At 55.0% G+C, this 20,011-nt stretch carries 19 protein-coding genes; 8 read left to right on the top strand and 11 right to left on the bottom strand.

Annotated elements, in window-relative coordinates; all coding sequences use genetic code 11:
- The first annotated feature begins 36 nt into the window (after positions 1–36).
- Positions 37–1,062 carry a lipopolysaccharide heptosyltransferase I gene (gene waaC / locus RBH33_RS10610; protein WP_306732165.1) on the top strand — a complete coding sequence of 342 codons (1,026 nt, stop codon included), beginning with the start codon at positions 37–39 and terminating at the stop codon, positions 1,060–1,062.
- Entirely contained in the window at positions 1,059–1,880 is an 822-nt protein-coding gene (locus tag RBH33_RS10605; RefSeq protein ID WP_306732164.1) for a glycosyltransferase family 2 protein, read from the top strand. Before waaC ends, RBH33_RS10605 begins: the two co-directional genes overlap by 4 nt.
- A gap of 10 nt (positions 1,881–1,890) precedes the next feature.
- Here the strand turns inward: RBH33_RS10605 and RBH33_RS10600 are convergent, their stop codons facing one another.
- The 8 genes from RBH33_RS10600 to RBH33_RS10565 all read right to left on the bottom strand — a co-directional run bounded on the left by RBH33_RS10600 (position 1,891) and on the right by RBH33_RS10565 (position 9,614).
- On the bottom strand, positions 1,891–2,988 hold the full coding sequence (locus RBH33_RS10600) for a glycosyltransferase family 4 protein (RefSeq protein WP_306732163.1): 1,098 nt from the start codon (positions 2,986–2,988) through the stop codon (positions 1,891–1,893).
- Positions 2,989–3,032: 44 nt separating this feature from the next.
- Positions 3,033–3,881 (bottom strand): class I SAM-dependent methyltransferase, encoded by an 849-nt coding sequence (locus tag RBH33_RS10595; RefSeq protein ID WP_306732162.1) that lies wholly within the window; start codon positions 3,879–3,881, stop codon positions 3,033–3,035.
- Between the two features lie 24 nt (positions 3,882–3,905).
- The gene (locus tag RBH33_RS10590; protein WP_306732161.1) at positions 3,906–4,724 is read right to left on the bottom strand and encodes a glycosyltransferase family A protein; all 819 of its coding nucleotides are present in this window, start codon (positions 4,722–4,724) and stop codon (positions 3,906–3,908) included.
- A 24-nt stretch (positions 4,725–4,748) separates the two neighbouring features.
- Positions 4,749–5,198: a molybdopterin synthase catalytic subunit MoaE gene (gene moaE / locus RBH33_RS10585; RefSeq protein WP_306732160.1), complete on the bottom strand. Its 450-nt coding sequence runs from the start codon at positions 5,196–5,198 to the stop codon at positions 4,749–4,751.
- Between the two features lie 5 nt (positions 5,199–5,203).
- Positions 5,204–5,452 carry a molybdopterin converting factor subunit 1 gene (gene moaD / locus RBH33_RS10580; protein ID WP_306732159.1) on the bottom strand — a complete coding sequence of 83 codons (249 nt, stop codon included), beginning with the start codon at positions 5,450–5,452 and terminating at the stop codon, positions 5,204–5,206.
- Positions 5,449–5,931 (bottom strand): cyclic pyranopterin monophosphate synthase MoaC, encoded by a 483-nt coding sequence (gene moaC / locus RBH33_RS10575; RefSeq protein ID WP_306732158.1) that lies wholly within the window; start codon positions 5,929–5,931, stop codon positions 5,449–5,451. The genes moaD and moaC overlap by 4 nt, the downstream gene beginning before the upstream one ends.
- A 35-nt stretch (positions 5,932–5,966) precedes the next feature.
- Complete coding sequence (acnA, locus tag RBH33_RS10570; protein WP_306732157.1) at positions 5,967–8,708, bottom strand: aconitate hydratase AcnA; 2,742 nt, start codon at positions 8,706–8,708, stop codon at positions 5,967–5,969.
- Positions 8,709–8,858: 150 nt separating this feature from the next.
- The gene (locus RBH33_RS10565; protein ID WP_306732156.1) at positions 8,859–9,614 is read right to left on the bottom strand and encodes a DUF481 domain-containing protein; all 756 of its coding nucleotides are present in this window, start codon (positions 9,612–9,614) and stop codon (positions 8,859–8,861) included.
- Between the two features lie 223 nt (positions 9,615–9,837).
- Between RBH33_RS10565 and dusA the strand changes: the two genes are divergently transcribed.
- The 3 genes from dusA (at position 9,838) to RBH33_RS10550 (ending at position 12,395) form a co-directional block, all read left to right on the top strand.
- The gene (dusA, locus tag RBH33_RS10560; protein ID WP_306732155.1) at positions 9,838–10,824 is read left to right on the top strand and encodes a tRNA dihydrouridine(20/20a) synthase DusA; all 987 of its coding nucleotides are present in this window, start codon (positions 9,838–9,840) and stop codon (positions 10,822–10,824) included.
- A 154-nt stretch (positions 10,825–10,978) separates the two neighbouring features.
- Complete coding sequence (gene tal, locus RBH33_RS10555; protein WP_306732154.1) at positions 10,979–11,935, top strand: transaldolase; 957 nt, start codon at positions 10,979–10,981, stop codon at positions 11,933–11,935.
- Positions 11,928–12,395 carry a tellurite resistance TerB family protein gene (locus RBH33_RS10550; protein ID WP_306732153.1) on the top strand — a complete coding sequence of 156 codons (468 nt, stop codon included), beginning with the start codon at positions 11,928–11,930 and terminating at the stop codon, positions 12,393–12,395. The genes tal and RBH33_RS10550 overlap by 8 nt, the downstream gene beginning before the upstream one ends.
- A gap of 106 nt (positions 12,396–12,501) precedes the next feature.
- Here the strand turns inward: RBH33_RS10550 and RBH33_RS10545 are convergent, their stop codons facing one another.
- Positions 12,502–13,974 carry an MFS transporter gene (locus RBH33_RS10545; protein ID WP_306732152.1) on the bottom strand — a complete coding sequence of 491 codons (1,473 nt, stop codon included), beginning with the start codon at positions 13,972–13,974 and terminating at the stop codon, positions 12,502–12,504.
- A gap of 488 nt (positions 13,975–14,462) precedes the next feature.
- Here RBH33_RS10545 and gcvP point away from each other — a divergent pair, with 488 nt between their 5' ends.
- Positions 14,463–17,372 carry an aminomethyl-transferring glycine dehydrogenase gene (gene gcvP, locus RBH33_RS10540; protein WP_306732151.1) on the top strand — a complete coding sequence of 970 codons (2,910 nt, stop codon included), beginning with the start codon at positions 14,463–14,465 and terminating at the stop codon, positions 17,370–17,372.
- 76 nt (positions 17,373–17,448) lie between these two features.
- Here the strand turns inward: gcvP and RBH33_RS10535 are convergent, their stop codons facing one another.
- Complete coding sequence (locus RBH33_RS10535; protein WP_306732150.1) at positions 17,449–18,966, bottom strand: hypothetical protein; 1,518 nt, start codon at positions 18,964–18,966, stop codon at positions 17,449–17,451.
- Positions 18,967–19,015: 49 nt separating this feature from the next.
- Here RBH33_RS10535 and RBH33_RS10530 point away from each other — a divergent pair, with 49 nt between their 5' ends.
- Together RBH33_RS10530 and RBH33_RS10525 are read left to right on the top strand one after the other, a co-directional pair.
- Positions 19,016–19,153 carry a hypothetical protein gene (locus RBH33_RS10530; RefSeq protein ID WP_306732149.1) on the top strand — a complete coding sequence of 46 codons (138 nt, stop codon included), beginning with the start codon at positions 19,016–19,018 and terminating at the stop codon, positions 19,151–19,153.
- Positions 19,150–19,326: a hypothetical protein gene (locus tag RBH33_RS10525; RefSeq protein WP_306732148.1), complete on the top strand. Its 177-nt coding sequence runs from the start codon at positions 19,150–19,152 to the stop codon at positions 19,324–19,326. Before RBH33_RS10530 ends, RBH33_RS10525 begins: the two co-directional genes overlap by 4 nt.
- 202 nt (positions 19,327–19,528) lie before the next feature.
- Here RBH33_RS10525 and RBH33_RS10520 read toward each other — a convergent pair whose 3' ends face one another.
- Positions 19,529–20,002: a YqhA family protein gene (locus RBH33_RS10520; RefSeq protein WP_306732147.1), complete on the bottom strand. Its 474-nt coding sequence runs from the start codon at positions 20,000–20,002 to the stop codon at positions 19,529–19,531.
- Positions 20,003–20,011: the final 9 nt, after the last annotated feature.

Genomic DNA, 20,011 nt, shown 5'->3' with positions numbered 1-20,011 from the left:
TTGGGACCCGATAAGGACTACTGCTGTAGCGTGCCCATGAAAATCCTGCTGATCAAAATGTCGTCAATGGGGGATCTGTTCCACACCTTCCCTGCCCTGACTGACCTTAAAGCCCATCACCCCGACGCCGAGATTGATTGGCTGGTCGAGGAGAGCTTTGCCGAAATTGCCGCCTGGCACCCGGCCGTAAACCGGGTCATTCCCATCAACTTACGCCAGTGGATGAAACATAAGCGCCGGGAGGACTTGCGAGCCTTCAAGGCCTGGCGCCATGAACTGCAGCAAAAACAGTACGATCTGGTACTGGATGCTCAAGGTCTGTTAAAAAGTGCCGTGATTACTCGCTTCGCCAACGCCAGCGAAAGTCACGGTTACCACACCGACTCAGCCCGTGAAGCCATCGCCAGTTGGTTCTATCAGGTTAAGCATCACGTCAACAAAGATGAACACGCCGTACTAAGAACTCGGAAGCTATTCGCCTCAACCTTCGGTTACCCTCTTGAAGAGAGCTTTCGCTTTGGTATCCAGGAGCATTTCACCGGCGGCAGTGCCGACTCGAAACAATTGATCTTTATTCCCGGCAGCAGTTGGCGCACCAAACTGTGGTCACTAGAGGCGTGGCAGGGCCTGACCGTTCTGGCCACGGAGCAGGGCTACCAAGTTGAAATTATCTGGGGTAGTGACGATGAGCGGCAAATGGCGGACTGCATCGCCACCAGCCACCCTCAAGCTTGGCGCTCAGCAGAACGGCAGAGCATTACCCGGGTGGCAGAAAAACTGGTGAGCGCGGCAGGCGTTGTGGGCATGGATACGGGCTTTTCCCACCTTTCTGGCGCACTGGAAACCCCTACCGTCGCGCTCTATGGGCCCACCTCCCCCACCAAGGTTGGACTGATTGGCGATCACACTGTGAATATGACGCTGACACCCGCCCTGCCCTGCATGCCCTGTCACAAACGACAGTGCCGTTTCCTACCGGCGGACAGCGCTGAAACTCCGCCGTGCATGAAAGACATAGACCCTTCTCACGTGTGGCAAGCCCTGCAGGAGAAAATGTCGTGAGCGCACCCAAGAACATGGGCGTGGTGATTACCACCTACAATGCCCCTGAGTGGCTGGAGAAGGTACTGCTTGGGTATGAGACCCAAACCGCCAAGCAGTTTCGAGTAATCATTGCCGACGACGGTTCAGGCCCGGAAACCCAGGCGGTTATTGATCGTTTTAAAGCGCGGGGCAAGCTCACGATAGATCACGTATGGCACCCAGATAATGGCTTTCAGAAATGCGTCATTCTCAATAAAGCGATTGCCGAAACCCCTTGCGACTACCTTATTTTTACGGACGGCGACTGTATTCCAGAGCCCAAGTTCGTCGAAATTCATCAGCAAATGGCGACTCCTGGAGTGTTTTTGTCCGGAGGGTATATCAAGTTAACGCTTTCGGTTTCTCAAGGGATTACCGAAGAGGATATCGCTAAAGGCCGCGCATTCGAACGACACTGGCTGATGCAGCGCGGTCAGCCAGCCAATTCCAAACTGTGGAAACTGGTCAAAACGCCTTGGCTGAAAAGCTTATTGAATCGTCTGACTCCCGCGGGCGCCACCTGGAACGGCATGAACAGCTCCACCTGGACTGACGCCCTCAAAGCGGTGAACGGTTTCAATGAAGATATGCAGTACGGGGGCTTGGACAGAGAACTGGGCGAGCGGCTCTGCAACTATGGCCTCAAGCCTCGTCAGGTCCGTTACAGCGTATCCTGCCTGCACTTGGATCACCCGCGTAGTTACGACACCCCGGAAACCTGGGAAAAGAACTACGCCATTCGTCGTGAAGTCAGGAAAACGGGGCGTAGCTGGACACCCAATGGCATCGTCAAATAGGCACCTCACCTCAGACGCGCTGATCAGGCTTCGCTACTACACCTTTGGATGGAACCAACCCCCGATATAAATCGAGCACTTTATCGGCCGATGCGGCCGAAGAAAACTCGCGAAGCAACCTTTGCTTACCCTGACGCCCCAGCCTCCTACGTTTAGCGGCATCATCGCTCAAGGCGAGAATCGCCTCGGTTAGAGCTACAACCGAACCAGGCTCAAACCACACTCCTGTTTCGTTATCTATCACCAGATCTGTGGGACCGGGGATATTGGCGCAAATGACAGGTAACTCTTCCGCCATAGCCTCCTTCACTGCCCGAGGAAGTCCATCGCGAAGCGAAGGCAACACATAGATATCGGCTTGCTTCAAGAACTTTGCAATACCCCGATGAAAGCCTAGGAAGTGGATGCGCGACGCCGCTGGCCCGCGTTCAGCGAGGTGCCGGGAGGACTTGTCGTAACTACCAAGGTAAATTAAATGAATCTCGGGGCGCGCCGTTTTGTGCATCGCTTCCAACAGTAAATTCACACCCTTATGGGGCCTTCCTTTGGCATCGGCCACACAGATTACGGCGATAGACCCATCCGGGAGATCTGGGAAGCTACCGTCGGACGCCTCAACCTCCTGACTCCATTCAGGTTCATAGCCTTTGTAGTCCAAAAGCAAGTGCTCGACGGGGAAGAAGTTCTGTAGATATTCATAGATGGCAGTGTTGACACAAATCACCCGGTCAACGCGCGGATTAAGAATGCCTGCCCAATAGCTGATATCGGTCTTTCGAATTTTCGCCAAAGTACCTCGATAGGCCACTATCTTGACGGGCAAAAAGTAAGTCGCCCAGATAGCGTTAGCCAGTGACCTGCTATCTACGGCATGAACTATTGAAATACGCTCAGCGATGACCAGTTGTCGAACCTGCCTAATAAAGCGCACATTCACCTTGGATGCGTAAGGCCGGGATTCTACAAATACGCCCGCTTGCTCCAGTTTTACCACGCCCGGCGATGTCGCAGCCGTAAGCACCTTGATATTGACCCCTTTTGACCTAAGAGCTAAAACGAGAGCCAGCTCCGCTTGATCAAGGTTTCTTTTAATAAACAAGACATTCAACTGGGGTTCTGAGACCCCAGTTCGCTGCAACGTAGCCAACGATACTATTCCTTCTTAAACCGTAAAGTCATCCGATCGCTCTCGCCGACATCCAAATAGTGCTCACGCTGCTCATCGCCTAACCGCAGACTAGGCGGTAAAGTCCACACACCGTAAGGATGCTGTCGCGTATCCTTGGGGTTGGCGTTTACTTCAGAGCGGCCGTCGAAGCTAAGGCCTGCGGCTTCCGCCAGAGCGATGACCGCGGATTCCGAAACATAGCCTTCCGGTGCAGAAGCATCCGGGTCGGCACCTTCCGGTGCGCGGTGCTGCACCACACCCAAAACACCGCCAGGCTTAAGTACCTCCGCGAAAGCTTCGAACATGGACTCAGCCGTGCCGGCATTGATCCAACCGTGAATATTGCGGAAGGTCAGCACCTTGTCGGCGCTTTCGGGTTCGCCCAGTACCGGGCTCTCTGGGTCATAAAATTGAATTTCAATTTCGCCAAAAAGCTCAGACTGCTCATTCTTGCGCTCCTGCATGCCCTGCGCATGAGCCACAAAATACCCCGGCAAACCGTCGATGCTCGGATCCGGCGTCGCGGCCACATACTGCCCGTGCGCAAACAACAGCGGAGCCAAAATTTCTGTGTACCAGCCGTTGCCAGGATTAATCTCAATCACCCGGTCATCCACGGACACCCCGAAAAAACTGAGCGTTTCCAGCGGATTACGGTATTGATCGCGGTGTTTATGGGCCTCTGATCGGTGATCTCCGGCTAGAATTGGCGGTAACCAGAGCTCTAACTCATCTTCTGTGGGCACTTCAGCAGCGTCCCGCTCGTAGCCCGGCTGACAGGCAGAAATCAGCAGTGCTACCATCAGCACTACGGCAGGCTTGAATGAATTCATGGTGGTTCTCCCCTGGAAATTCGCTTACTCGATAGCGAAATTATAATACTCGCAAATAGATTGCCACTGTACGCGATTTGCGTCCTGTTTTACATTGGATTTCTGCAGAGAATCCCGCTGAGAACGCACGATAGGAATCGGCTTGCTACCCGGGTCGGAAGAGCGTCGCGTTGTCGTGCCGGCCAGATAAGACATAGCCTTAAACCAAAGGTCATCCGCTCTTGGGGCCAGTTTCAGAAACAGTTCAGGATTATCCACATCTTCATGCAAACCGCCCGGCGGATACAGCACACCACCATAACCGATGGGCAGCAGCCGTTGATCGCTAACCCCCTGGCGGGTCTCCACTGGCCACTGCTTGTAGGGTAAAAGTGCGCCTCCATCTAAGGCGATACTGCGGCACTCGTGGGCAATAACCGACTGAGGATGGCGTAGGTGATCACGATACAAACGCACTAGCCAACTTTTCCCGTACATCAAATCATCATCGCAGGTAACAATCAGCCTTCCAGGGAAGGCGGCACGAGCGTGCACCAGCTTTCTATGCGAACAATCCAACCCCGCAAAGCGGATCTGAAACACCCCCCCCTCCAGGCGAGCGAGAGAATCGGGTATCTGCCCGCGCAACCTATCGTTTAGCCACAATACCACTTTCTCGGGCTTATGGGTCTGAGCCAGGAGGCTGCGAATCGTCAAGTGTACGGTGGCCAATCGTGAAGGGATGGAGGTAAGGGAGACAATGACCGGTAGCGGCATTCCTTCAATGGAATTAAGCCGCACGGGGCTCAACGGCTGCAGCAAGCAGGCGTTAAACAGTGAGCTCGGGTACTCTTTCAGCTTCATCAGTGCTTTTCCTTGCGCTATGGTTCACCAGCGTTGCGCCGACTGCTGGTCGGTATCCCGGGCTTCCACCCAGAGTTCACCCGAGGACGTCTGTTCTTTCTTCCAGAACGGTGCCCGGGTTTTCAAGTAGTCCATTATAAACTCAGCGGCAGAAAAGGCAGCCGCCCTGTGCGGACTGGTAGCGCCCACAAAAACAATTTGCTCTCCAAGCCTTAGCGCACCGACCCGATGAATCACCCGTACCCGCTCAATAGGCCAACGTTCTTTCGCCTGCTGGACTATGTCCTGCAAAGATTTTTCCGTCATCCCCGGGTAATGTTCAAGGTGCAGTCCGGTGACTTCACGACCGTCGTTGCGCGCCCGCACTCGCCCCACAAAAAACACGGCAGCACCTGCGTCAGTGTCGCCACTGATAAGCGCTGCGTACTCTGCGCCTACATCAAAATCTTGTGTTTGTACCGCGATCTCATTCACCGGATTTAGCCTCCAGTTACCGGAGGCATAAAGGCCACTTCGTCGCCACTGTTAACGACATGGTCCAGTTTGACCAGGGTTTGGTTCACCGCCAATAACAGGGATTCAAGACCCAAGTAGGGCTGCCAGTCGGGGTGCTCTTCCAACAAATGCGCGCGCAGCTCCGCCAGATTACGAATGCCTTCGGCGTTCACCGATACCGACTCGCAACCCAGTTGGTCCCGAAGCTGGGCAAAAAACAGGACTGTGATCATGCGGTTTCCCCCCGCTTATAATGGCCCCGGCGACCACCGGATTTTTCCAGCAACTGCACCTGCTCAATGACCATCTCCATATCCACGGCTTTACACATGTCGTAAACCGTAAGCGCCGCCACACTGGCGGCGGTAAGGGCTTCCATTTCCACCCCGGTTTGGCCAGTCAATTTGCAATAGCTGGTAATGGTCAGGCCGGCTGGCTGGTCGTGGAGGTCAAACTCCACCGCCACTTTGCTGAGTGCCAGTGGATGGCACAGGGGGATAAGATCGGAGCATTTCTTGGCAGCTTGTATACCCGCGATGCGCGCAACAGCTAAAACATCGCCTTTTTTAAGCGCATTATCGCGAATCAGTTCCAGGGTTTCCGGGCGCATCACAATACGTGCCTGCGCCCATGCTTCCCTTACGGTGGCCGGTTTGTCGGAAACATCGACCATGCTGGCTTTGCCATGGTCATCGGTGTGGCTTAGGGTCATGAAAAATCCATCGTAATCGTCATTGCGCCAACTGGCTACCGCTGTGCGAGGCTGCGCAGTACATATTTCAAAATACCACCGTGCTGGAAGTAACTGAATTCATTGGGAGTATCAATGCGTACTCGAACCTCAAACGTCTGCTGTTTGCCGTCCGGCGACTCCGCCGTCACCGTCAGCGTTTTGCTGTCCGCGTTCACGGCGGGAATGGAAAAACTTTCCTTCCCGGTTAAGCCGAGCGACTCCGCCGAATCACCTTCATTGAATTGCAAAGGCAGTATGCCCATACCCACCAAGTTAGAGCGGTGAATGCGCTCGTAGCTTTCGGCGATAACAGCGCGCACACCCAACAACGCCGGCCCTTTGGCGGCCCAATCCCGGGAGGACCCGGAGCCGTATTCCTTGCCAGCCAAAACGACCAAGGGCGTACCGTCCTCGCGATACCGCTGTGCGGCGTCGTAAATGCTGATGACCTCATCTTCCGGCAAGTAGGTCGTCCAACAAGCCTCGGTGCCGGGAGCCATTTCATTTTTCAGGCGTACATTGGCAAAGGTACCGCGCATCATCACTTCGTGGTTACCGCGCCGGGAGCCGTAGGAGTTAAAATCCTTGGGCTCTACGCCCTGCTCCTGCAAGTATTGGCCCGCCGGGCTGTCGGGCATAATGGCGCCGGCTGGGGAAATATGGTCCGTTGTGATGCTGTCACCCACTTTGACCAGACAACGTGCTTTTTCGATGGGCTTTATATCGTCTACGTCCGCGCTGATGCCGTCAAAAAATGGCGGGCGACGCACATAGTCGGAATCCGGCCATCCATACAACTGGCTGTCTTCTACGGGTAGGTTGCGCCAGTTATCGTCACCCGTGTAAACGTCGGCGTACTTATCGGCGAACATTTCCGGTTGTACGTTATCTGCAATGGCCTGATGAATCTCTTCAGTGCTGGGCCAAATATCCTTCAGATACACCGGCTTGCGTTCTTGATCCAAGCCCACAGGGTCTTTCGTTAAATCAATGTTCATGGTGCCCGCCAAAGCGTAAGCCACCACCAAGGGCGGCGATGCCAGGTAGTTGGTGCGGACTTCCGGGTGGATTCGGCCTTCAAAGTTGCGGTTGCCTGACAACACGGACGCTACCGTCAAATCACCTTTATGTATGGCTTCGGAGATTTCCTGAGGCAAGGGTCCGGAGTTACCGATGCAGGTCGTGCAACCGTACCCCACCAGGTAAAAGCCCAACGCTTCCAAGTCTTCCGTCAATCCGGCTTTATTCAGGTAATCGGTCACCACTTTGGAGCCGGGCGCCAAACTGGTTTTTACCCAGGGATGCGTTTTGAGCCCGCGCTCGCGAGCTTTTCTCGCCACCAAACCCGCCGCCATTAACACTGCGGGGTTGGAGGTGTTGGTGCAACTAGTGATCGCGGCGATGACCACCGCGCCGTGACGCAGGAAAAAATCTTCACCTTGGTAGGTTACGGGAACGGCGCCCTGCTCGGCCGGCGAAACACTGCCCACGGCCGCGCTGCCACCCTCCGCGGCATAGTGTTGTTCCGTGGTGCTGGCGATCATGGCATCATGCCGCGCCTCCCGCTCATCCATCAATTTGTGAAATGCGCTTTTGCTGTCTTGCAGAGTAATTCGATCCTGAGGCCGTTTGGGGCCGGCAATGCAAGGCTCTACGTCGTTCAGATCCAGCTCCAGCACGGTGCTGTAATTGGCATCAATACTGGCGTCGTCGTGCCACAGCCCCATGGCTTTCATATAGGTTTTAACGAGTTCGACTTGCTCCTCGGAGCGACCGGTAAATTTCAGGTAGTCGAGGGTTTGCTGATCCACCGGGAAAATGCCGCAAGTGGCACCGTACTCAGGCGCCATATTGCCAATGGTGGCCCGATCCGCAAGGGTCAAATGCTTGAGGCCGGGACCAAAAAACTCCACAAATTTTCCCACCACCCCCAGCTCTCGCAGCATCTGCGTAACCGTTAGTACCAGGTCCGTGGCGGTGGCGCCCTCGGGTAGTTCGCCATTGAGTTTGAAACCCACCACCTGAGGAATCAGCATCGAAATGGGCTGCCCCAACATGGCCGCTTCGGCTTCAATACCGCCTACGCCCCAGCCCAGAACACCCAAACCATTAATCATGGTGGTGTGGGAATCGGTGCCCACCAACGTATCGGGATACACCTCCGGCATGTCGTCGCCATCGCGAACAAAAACACTGCGCGCCAAATATTCCAGGTTCACCTGATGCACAATGCCAGTGCCCGGCGGAACCACTTTAAAATTATCAAAAGCTTTTTGCCCCCAGCGCAGGAACTGATACCGCTCCCGATTGCGCTGTACTTCAACCGCGGTGTTTTTTTCAAAAGCATCGCTTGCGCCATAAAAATCCACCATCACCGAGTGATCAATCACCAACTCAACTGGCGAAAGCGGATTAATTTGTTGCGGCTTGCCACCGAGTTCGGTCACGGCGTCGCGCATGGCGGCTAGATCCACAATGGCCGGCACGCCGGTAAAATCCTGCAGCACCACGCGCGCCGGCACAAATGCGATTTCTTGGGAAGGAGTTGCCTGCGGGTCCCAGCCCGCCAAGGCATCTATATCCGACTCACTCACGGCGGGAGAGTCCGCATGGCGGAGCAGGTTTTCCAGGAGAACTTTCAGGGAGTACGGCAGCTTATCGACGGCGTATTTTTCCGCAACGCGCGTGAAAGGATAATAGCGGTAATCTTTGCCGTTGACCGACAGAGTTTCGGTCACTTGATAGGACTGAGTCATAACTGCCTCTCGCTTGTCGTTCCCGGTTAGCGTTCGTTAATTAGGTAAAGAGACGCGCCTGGCAAGCCCAGCGCACCCCTAAACCTAATCACTATACTATCACTATACGGTGCTTCGACAATGCCAAGGCACAAAGCTTAAATGGGAAGCTTAAAAACTGTACACCAGATTCACGTAAGTCGTGGTATCCGTGCGCTCCTTTCCCGGTGCCACGTCCGTGTCACTGGTCAGGTTAAAACCGACTTTCATTTGGAAAGCGTTGTTGATGCGCGTACTGAGTGATGTGTCAGAAGTGGTGCGGGTGTTGTCTGGGCCGGTCTCAACACTAAGCACTTGTCGAAAGTCCGCACTCTCCGTCCACTGCCAATCAAATTTCAAGGCGCCGCGAGCAATAACACTGCTTTCAGCTACCGTACTACCATCGCTAAGGCGCTGATCAGCCCAGTAATAACCGGGACCAATTTCCGCATCCAGCTGAGTCCGAGAGCCGTCGTGCAACCGGGCACCATAACCCACCGATACGGTGGTGTAGGTACTGTAGGCCGCAAACTCATCATCCACATGGGAGCCGTACACAAACAAAGTGGAATGCTCGCGCGCCAGGCGATACCCGCCACGCGCCGACACCGACACTCGCTCGGCTGTTTTTACCGTAGCCGTGGAGCCATCTGCCTGCTGGATCTGATCTTCTTTAAACAGTACGCCCAAGGTGTAACGATTGCTCCAGTTGGGTGTATTGTGCTCAGCATCAATTTTGCCTTGAATGGTAGTGGTTTCGGTGTTGCCTGAGGTGGCAATTGCACCCACTTCAGCGGACACTTTCCAAGGACGCTGATCTTTTTCAGCCATAGCCAGGGGAGCGGCGAGACTCGTCGCCAAAAGTGTGGTCAAAAGGGTAAACCGCATATGCACATCCTTAAAGGTCAATAGCCGATTTATAGCCTAGGTCTCGCGCTCTACAGAGCAACGAGAGACTGGTATGGCACGGAAACGATCATTGCGCCAAAGTACCGTTATTGTACACGAGCAGAAATGTCGTGCCAGGCGACCTACATCAAGAGTCCGCTGACTCGCTCTGAATGCGGGTTAATGTTAGAATTCACAAACTTTGCACTCAGTAGTCCCGCTCATGTCAGCCTTCTCTCCACGCCCCATAAACCGCCGTTTTTGTGCCGCTCCCATGATGTCCTGGTCGGACACGCACTGTCGTTATTTTTGGCGCCTGTTAAGTAAAAATGCGCCCTTGTATAGCGAAATGGTGACCACGGGTGCACTGATACACGGCGACCGTGAGCGCTTTTTGTACTACCACCCCGCCGAACACCCACTGGCCTTACAGCTGGGTGGCAGCAACCCCAAGGAATTGGCCGAGTGTGCACGTATGGCCGAAGATGCCGGCTACGACGAAGTGAATCTCAATTGTGGTTGTCCCAGTGAGCGGGTCCAGAACAATATGATCGGCGCCTGTTTAATGACCGAACCGGGTTTAGTCGCCGAATGTGTTGCGGCCATGAAAGCGGCCGTTCAAATCCCGGTGACGGTAAAGAACCGCATCGGTGTCGATGACATGGATGACTACGACGGCCTGCGCCAATTTGTGGATACGGTGGCGAGCGCGGGCTGTGAAACGTTTATTGTGCACGCTCGCAAAGCGTGGCTAAAAGGCTTGAGCCCCAAAGAGAACCGCGACATCCCACCTTTGCAATACGACAAAGTCATTCAGCTCAAGCGCGAGCGGCCGGATTTGGAAATTGTCATTAACGGCGGCATTACCACCTTGGAGCAGTGCCAGACCCTGCTCGAAGACTTAGACGGCGTCATGGTGGGCCGGGAGGCTTACGCCAACCCCTACCTGCTGTCCCAAGTCGACCAACAGTTGTACGGTTGTGAATCCGAAATCTCAACTCGACTGGAAGTGTTGGACGCGTTTACGGAGTACGTCACCAGCGAACTTGCGCGTGACGTACCTTTAAAATACATGACACGGCATATCTTGGGATTGTTTCAGGGTGTCCCCGGTGCGCGGCAGTTCCGGCGCACCATAAGCGAGCACACCCACAAGCCTGGAGCCGGTCTTGAAGTACTTGCCGCCGCCAGGCGAGCAGTCGCCGCCTAGCAATGCTCCCGATCGGGAGAATCACCATATTTCAAGGGCTTACCCGCTACCCCCAGCGCTCAAACTCCGTGAAAAAGGGCCTCAAAAGGAGTACAATGGGCGCGAAATAGTGAGACCATTGACCAACTAACCTTTCGTGAATAGGAATAGCATTGTGACTACTAAACTCGAACAGCTGAAAAAGATGACCGATGTGGTGGCTGATACCGGCGATATTGAAGCGATTAAGCTTTACAAGCCTCAGGATGCCACCACCAACCCATCACTGCTTTTGAAAGCTGCGCAAATTCCCGCCTATAACGAGCTGGTAGGAAAATCCGTTGAAGCCGGTAAAAAAGAAGGCAAAACCAGCGCCGAACAAATCAGCTACGCCAGCGATCACCTGGCTGTGGCCATCGGTACCGAGATCCTGAAATTGGTCCCGGGCCGTATTTCCACCGAAGTGGACGCACGCTTGTCGTTTGACACCAAAGCGAGCATTGACAAGGCCCACCACCTGATCGATCTGTACGAGAAAAACGGTATCGATAAGTCCCGTGTTTTGATTAAGCTGGCCTCCACCTGGGAAGGCATCCGTGCCGCTGAAGTACTGCAAAAAGAAGGCATCGACTGCAACCTGACTCTGCTGTTCAGCTTTAATCAAGCCGCCGCCTGTGCCGACGCTGGCGCTTTCCTGATCTCGCCTTTCGTGGGCCGGATTCTGGACTGGTACAAGAAGAGCACCGGCAAAACCGAATACGCTCCGGACGAAGATCCCGGCGTGGTTTCTGTACGCCAGATCTACAACTACTTCAAGCAGCACAACTACTCCACCGTCGTGATGGGTGCCAGCTTCCGCAACACTGGCGAAATTGAAGCCCTGGCCGGCTGTGATCGCCTGACCATCAGCCCGCAACTGCTGAAAGAGCTGAACGATGACACCGGCACTCTGGAACGCCGCCTGTCGCCTTCTGACACTGGCGAGAAAATTGCCAAAGTCATCGACACTGAGTCCAGCTTCCGTTTTGCGCTGAATGACGACGCCATGGCCACTGAAAAACTGGCTGAAGGCATCCGCACTTTTGCCCAGGATCAGATCAAACTCGAAACCCTGTTGAAAGAACGTGCTTAATCGAATTTCACAGTTTTTTGAAAAGCATCTGCAGCACGAGGACGGCTCTGAGGAGCTGTCCTTCGAGCAAAAACAGTTGGCAGTGGCGGCTTTGCTTATTGAAGTCGCCGTTGCCGATTATAATCTGGAAGACAGTGAACTCGCCTCTCTGCGCGCCATCCTGGAGCGCAAATTCAAGCTAAGTTCCGAACGATTGGACGAACTCAGAGAATTGGCTCTGGCCGAGCAAAGTGACGCCACCTCCTTGTATCAATTTACCCACCTAATCAACGATGAGTGCAGTGCTAAAGAAAAGTACTGCCTGATTGAAGCCATGTGGGAAATCGCCTACGCGGACGGAAGCCTGCACAAGTACCAGGAAGCACTGATTCGCAAAGTGGCGGAACTGATTTACGTGTCCCACAGCCAGTTTATTCGTGCCCGCAACACCGTTAGGGACAACCAGTCTCCCAGCGCATAGCGATTAACCGAATCCCATAAAAAAAACGCGGCCAGGAATCCTGACCGCGTTTTTTTTGTAACGATTTCTAAGATTCGGGCGAGCTAGAGCCCGCCCGTGTCCCCACTTAAGCTCTAACGAGAGGACCGTCTTCCTCGTCAGGTGAAGACTCACCAGCCGCCAAACGACGCGCGACCAGATCTTTCTCGATCTCGTTCATCTTGTCGTTGGTCAGCGGGTACCAGGCCATGACGGCGACGCAGACAATACCGAAAGCGGCGGGCAGGAAGCTCATGATCATAACGATACCAGTGAGCGACTCTTCCGTTTGCTGTACGTTGGCCTCAAAACCGTACCAACCGAGCGCCCAGCCCGTAAAGGCACCACCCAGCGCCAAGCCAAGTTTCAGGGCGAACAGCGAAGCGGCCATCACCAAACCGGTAATCCGGCGACCGTGTTTCCATTCGCCGAAGTCGGCCGCGTCGGTGTACATAGCCCACTGCAGCACCGATACCGGCCCCCACACAAAACTAATAATGAAATTAGCCAGGAACATCATAATGACCGCGTTGGGCGGCAAGACAAAGAACAGCAGCGACATCACGGCGCTGATTCCCATGCACGCCATGTAGGTGCGTTTCTTATCGAAGCGACGGGCGATCATCTTGGTGCAAATAACACCCAGAATAGTCACCACCATGCCCGAGGTCATAAAGGCCGAAGTCAATACCGCAACCGTTGGCTCCCAGGTCCAGCCAAACAAGGTCACCGTTTGCTCTTCGACGTAGTAACGCATGTAAAAGGTGGCCGCGGTGCTGCGCATAACAATAAAGATCAGCTGAAAAACCGTCGCAATGGCAATCAGTCTCCAGGCAACGTTGGCCATCAAATCTTTGATGTCCTGCTTGGCCGCCATTTTTTGATTGGCCGGCGGCTGTACACGCTCATTGGTGGTTATAAAGGTGATGAACAAAAAGATCACAACCAGAGCGCCCAGGAAAGCCATGGTCAACTGCCAGCCCAGCTGCGGGTTGTCTCCACCACCAAAGTAGTCCACCAACACCAACGCCGAGGCCTGCACAATCAAACCACCGAAGAAGGCACCCACAAAGCGGAAGGAAGACAGCTCAACCCGCTCCATGGAGTTGGGCGTAATGACACCCATCAAAGAGGAGTAAGGCACGTTTACCAGGGTGTACATCACCATCAACAGGTTGTACGTGATGTAGGCGTAGACCAGCTTGCCCGTGACCTCGAAGTCGGGGGTGCTGAACGCCATGATCCCCATACCCGCTAGAGGCACCGCAAAGAAGAACACAAACGGACGAAATTTACCCCAACGGGTATGAGCCCGGTCGGCAAAGGCGCCGATCAGCGGGTCATTGATGGCGTCGAACAGTCGCGATACCAAAAACATGGTGCCCACCGCTGCCGCCGGCAAGCCGACCACATCGGTATAGAAGATCATCAGGTAGGTAACAAAAATCTGAAAGTAGATGTTGGAGGCTGCATCGCCCAGGCCGTAGCCAACTTTTTCTACCAACCCGAGCGGCTTAAGCTTCTTTTCAACCGCTGCACTTGAGACGTTTGTAGATTCCATAATTCATTATCTTATTTAAGTTAGTCAAAAAATGGGCATCAGGCTCAGAAGGCCCAACCGGGCCACGCGCGAACATCCGAACTCGTACCTGTTCAACCTGACTCTGCTCACCCCGCCACCAGAGTGCAAGGCCGAGGGGCACCAGCGCGCAGCGGAAGGTAAGCGAGTGTAACCGCTGCCGCAAGGCTGTGCATAGAGCACGGGGGCTCAGTGTCAGGCTTGCCGTACCGACGGTCCAAGGGGGCGACGGCACGGCAATATAGTTAATATAACTATAAGACCGGCAGTATAAACCCACCGCCGCCCATAAATCCAGATTTTGGCGCCGCACCGAGAGAGAATCAAAACAAAATTCACACGCCACGAATTGCTCAAAAGGCGCGTCCTTGCTACCATTGCCAGCCTTTGGGCAGACCCAGCGCCGCGTTGGCGCCACGTCATCCCCTGCCCCCTATCCGACCCCTTTGCTTAATCCTGAAGAGCCGCCTATGTCCGTTGATTTTCGCTCTGCGAGCCTGTCCCAGCTGGCCCACCCCGAAGCTTTTATTCACCGCCATATAGGCCCGGACAGCGAGCAAACCCAGGCCATGCTCGCCCAGCTGGGCGTGAACAGCTTGAGCGAGCTGATGGACAAGTGCCTGCCAACGCAGATTCGAAGCTCAGAGCCCCTCGAACTAGGCGCTCCCACCACCGAGCATCAGGCGCTGGCCGAGCTGAAAAGCATCGCCGCCAAGAACAAGCGCTTTAAAAGCTACATCGGCATGGGCTACTACGACACCCAAGTGCCGCCGGTCATTGTGCGCAACGTGCTGGAAAACCCCGGCTGGTACACCGCCTACACCCCCTATCAGCCGGAAATCGCCCAGGGCCGGCTTGAGGCGCTCCTGAACTTCCAACAGATGATCATGGACCTGACCGGCATGGAGATGGCCAACGCCTCCATGCTCGACGAAGGCACGGCTGCCGCCGAAGCCATGACCATGTGCAAGCGCCAGAACAAGCGCAACAAGTCCGATGTATTCTTTGTGGACGTGGACACCCACCCGCAAACTCTGGCCGTGGTAGAAACCCGCGCCCGCTACTTCGGTTTTGAGATCATCGTTGGTCAGCCCGAAGACCTGCCCAACACCGACTGCTTCGGTGCCCTGCTGCAACACCCAGGTTCCACCGGCCGACTTCAGGACCTGACCGCCATTATCGAGCAGGCCCACGCCAAGCAAACCCTGGTCACTGTAGCCACGGACCTGATGGCCCTAATGCTGCTCAAATCCCCCGGCCAAATGGGCGCCGACGTGGTGGTAGGCAGCAACCAACGCTTTGGCGTGCCCATGGGTTTTGGCGGCCCCCATGCAGGCTTTTTTGCCTTCCGCGAAGCCTACAAACGCTCAGCGCCCGGACGCATTATCGGCGTGTCCGTGGACAAGCGCGGTAAAACCGCCCTGCGCATGGCCATGCAAACCCGCGAGCAACACATTCGCCGCGAGAAGGCCAACTCCAACATTTGCACCTCCCAGGTGCTGCTGGCGGTGATCAGCGTCTGCTACGCCATCTACCACGGGCCCGAGGGGCTGAAACGCATTGCCGAGCGCATTCACCGCCTAACCCGGCTGGTGGCCGAAGGTCTGAAGATCAAAGGCTTCGAACTGGCCTATAACCAGTACTTTGATACCGTCACGGTAAAACTGGGCAGCGAGAAAAAGCAAAACGGCATCTTCCAAGCCGCCCTCACCCACGAAATCAACGTGCGCAAAGTGGGCGAGGACTCTATAGGCATCAGCCTGGACGAGACCACTACCCTGGAGGATATCAACCTCCTGCTGAACGTCTTCTGCGCCGGTGACCACGCGCTGGATCTTCCCGCGCTGGACGCCGATCTGGCGCGCGGCGACTTCCCCGATGCCATCCCCATGCCCTTGGAGCGTCAGGATGCCGTGCTCACCCACCCGGTGTTCAACAGCTATCACAGCGAAACCGATATGCTGCGCTACTTGCGCCGCCTGGAGGGCCGGGACATCGCCCTGAATCACTCGATGATTCCCTTGGGCTCCTGCACCATGAAACTCAACGCCACGGCGGAAATGATTCCGGTTACCTGGCCGGAGTTTTCCCAACTGCATCCCTTTGCGCCCATCGATCAGGCCCAGGGATACCGCCAGTTGTTTGAAGAGCTGGAGCAGATGCTGCGCACCTGCACCGGCTACGATGCCATCAGCCTGCAACCCAACGCAGGGTCTCAGGGCGAATACGCCGGTCTGGTCGCCATCAGCAAATACTTTGAGAGCCGGGGCGAGCACGAGCGCGATATTTGTCTGATTCCCGCCTCAGCCCACGGCACCAACCCCGCCTCCGCGCAAATGGTGGGCATGAAAGTGGTGGTAGTCGCCTGCGACAAGCAGGGCAACGTGGACCTGCGGGATCTGGAAGCGAAAATCGCCCAGCACGGCGAGCGCATCGCCTGCATTATGATCACCTACCCGTCCACCCACGGCGTGTTTGAAGAGGGCGTGACTCAGCTGTGCGAGATGATTCACGCCATCGGTGCCCAGGTATACCTGGACGGTGCGAACATGAACGCCCTGGTGGGCCTGGCCGCACCGGGCAAGTTCGGTAGCGACGTATCGCACCTGAACCTGCACAAAACCTTCTGCATTCCCCACGGCGGCGGTGGTCCGGGCATGGGCCCCATCGGTGTGGGTGAGCATTTGGCGCCCTTCCTGCCCGGCCACCCAGTGCAGGGCGTGCCCGGCACAGACCCCGCCAACGGCACCATCTCCGCCGCGCCCTGGGGTTCCGCCAGCATCCTGCCCATCAGTTGGATGTACATCAAAATGATGGGCGCCCAAGGCATGCGCCAGGCCAGCGAGTACGCCATCCTCAACGCCAACTACGTGGCCAGCAAACTCGCCGACCACTACCCTATTCTGTACAAAGGCAGCCAGGGCTTTGTGGCCCACGAATGTTTGCTGGATTTGCGCCCCATGAAAGAAAGCAGCGGCGTGACCGAAGAAGACATCGCCAAGCGCCTGATGGACTTCGGCTTCCACGCCCCCACCATGTCCTTCCCAGTGGCCGGCACCCTAATGATCGAACCCACAGAATCCGAATCCAAACCGGAACTGGATCGTTTTATTGGAGCCATGATCGCCATCCGCCAGGAAATCGCTCAGCTGGAAGGCGGAGAAGTAACCTTGGAAGAAAGTCCACTGCGCAATGCACCGCATACGCAAGACGAGGTCCTGGAAGCCGAATGGCCACACCCCTACACCCGCGAAACCGCCGCCCGACCCGCACCCTGGCTCAAAGAGCACAAGGTGTGGCCGACGGTGAATCGCATTGACAATGTGTATGGGGATCGGAATTTGGTGTGCAGTTGCCCGAGTATTGAGGAGTATCAGTAGAGCCTAAGCCAAAGGGGTTCGTCCGCATCCTAACCCGGCGCAAGGCCGGGTTTTTATCCAAAAAGCAGCGGTTGCCTTAATCTGCAGCTAGGTGAATGACAAAACTCTTCATTGTGACGGTACCTTCAATATCATTGTTGACACCGCCCGCACTGTTTTCAATATCACCACGCAGAACCTGAAGGCCCACCTTCCCAGCATCATCACCGCCCGTCAGATTCAAGGCGTCGTTGTCTTCGGGCATGGTGCACTCATAAGTGAAAGTGGTTGATCCAATGTCCTGGTTGTTTGTTGCGCAGGTCCACGCACCGTGCCAAGGATCAGTGCTTTCCTGGACGTAAGCCTGCAATACGATGCCGCCTGGGTCGCCACCATTGTCAAGAATGGACTGTGAGATTTCCAGCTCGAATACGAAGTGGCTGCCGCGCAGATCCAGAGGGCCGTCCACTGTGTGGTTGGCAATGTACAAGCATCGTGCATCTGCATCCCAGCTCTGGGGGCATTCTACTCTCGTGAAGTCAGGGATTATAACCAGCACATCATCGTCGTCGCGATACTCCAGAGTGGATTCGAAACCATCGTTGTTCCAGCGTGAGTCGCCCATGCTGAAAACGAGCGTATTGCTGTCATCGTCGTTGGTGCCGCCGTCATCATCGTTAGTATCGTCACCACTGGTATCGTCATTGCCGGTATCGTCACCGCCGGTATCATCATCATTGGCATCGTCGTTATCGTCGGGGGCATTAGTGTAGTGAATGACAAAACTCTTCATGGTGATGGTGCCTTCAATGTCATTGTTGACACCGCCCGCACTGTTTTCAATGTCACCACGCAGAATCTGAAGGCCTACCTTCCCGACATCTCCGCCGCCCGCCAGATTCAGGGCGTCGTTGTCTTCGGGCATGGTGCACTCGTAAGTAAAAGTGGTTGACTCAATGTTTTGGTTATTTGTCGCACAGGTCCAAGCACCTTCCCAGGGGGCAGTGCTTTCCTGAACGTAAGCCACCAAGACGATGCCACCTGGGTCGCCGCCATTGTCAAGAATGGACTGGGAGATTTCCAGCTCGAATACGAACTGGCTGCCACGCAAATCCAGAGGGCCGTCCACTGTGTGGTTGGCAACGTACATGCATCGTGCATTTGAATCCCAGCTCTGTGGGCACTCTACTCTCGTGAAGTCAGGGATGATGACCAGTACATCTTCGTCGTCGCGATACTCCAGGGTGGATTCGCGACCATCATTGTTCCAGCGCGAATCGCCCATATTGAAAACGAGAGTATTGCGGTCATCGCTGTTGGTGCCGTCAGCGTCATCAGTGTTGTCGTCATCCGTGTTGTCATCATCGGTGTTGTCGTCCCCGCCACCGTTCGAGTCGTCAGCGTCAACGGGGTTGTCGTCAGCGCCATCGTTGGCATCGTCAATGTCATCGCTGGGGTCGTCAGTGTCATCACTGGAGTCGTCAGTGTCATCACTGGAGTCATCAGTGTCAGCGGGAGGCGGATTCTGGACGTCGGGGCCCGAGCCGTTACTGCTGCCGCCGCAGGCGGAGAGCAAAAAAACGGTTAAAAACGCAATCAGTAATTTTTGTAACATTGGGTAAGTCCTCTGTTTATTGTTGTTGGAGATTCCTTCACTAGATACCGTGCGTGAATTTTCCTGGGATGAAATCGCCATAATTACCGCCAAGGCTGGCCGTAATCGCCTGTTTGGCATCATGCTACTGCCTCGTCTGGAAAGCCGCATACCCAAAATTGAGTATAAATTGAAGGAGCCCGAGTGACCGTTACGGGCCAGTTCGCGCCTTTGTTGGACGAAAGTTTATTGTCCAGGGGTGTGGAGATGAGCCGGATAGGTTATGGCATTTACAAACCAGGAATGGCCGTTGCCATGGACACTCCCATCCGTGCGAAAGGGGTATTGGCCAACAATGAAGGTAGGCCGGTAGGGGTTTAGCTACAAGTTATAAGTAGCCGCCAGCACGATTGTATTTACATGACGCCCTTCCGCCATTGGACTGTTGGCGATTCTGGACAAGCGTGAAGCGATGATCACACCAAAAAGCCGCCACTTATCGCTGAATCGCCAGTAGTCACTCAGGATTGGAGCTGGCGCTCTACCCTTGCGGCAACCAGTTGGCATGCGCGCGATAGAACTGCTAGTGCATCTTCCCGGAGGCATAAACGGATGCCCATATCACCAGCGCGATACCGGCACCGAAATAAAGCGACTCCAATGACGCGCCTTGCTCAACCGCGTGCTCTAGGAAAAGGATAGTCATTACAACCACAGACACATGGATGATGGTGATCTTAAGATCCTGAAAATCCTTGATATTCAAAATATTGAGAAACGTACTCTCAGTCGCCTTAATGGGCGTGATAAACAACCGGAAAAGACTGACCGCCACCAAATGCAGGGTAATGGCGATAAGCGTAATATCGAGCAATTTGAGCAGAGTCACGACCAGGTTTTTCCCCTGATCGGTGGTTTCGGGGACGTTCATGAACACTCCCACCACCGTATTAAACAAGAGGTTAATACTGACAAGATACAGGAGAGCAGCCGACACAGCCGTGACAATGACGGCAACTACCACCGCAAACCGACTACTTTGAAACAACTTTTCCATCATCCCAAC

It is taken from the genome of Marinimicrobium hydrolyticum, from assembly GCF_030848505.1.
Taxonomy (GTDB): Bacteria; Pseudomonadota; Gammaproteobacteria; order Pseudomonadales; family Cellvibrionaceae; genus JAVDDU01.
This window is presented reverse-complemented; position numbering and strand designations above follow the sequence as displayed.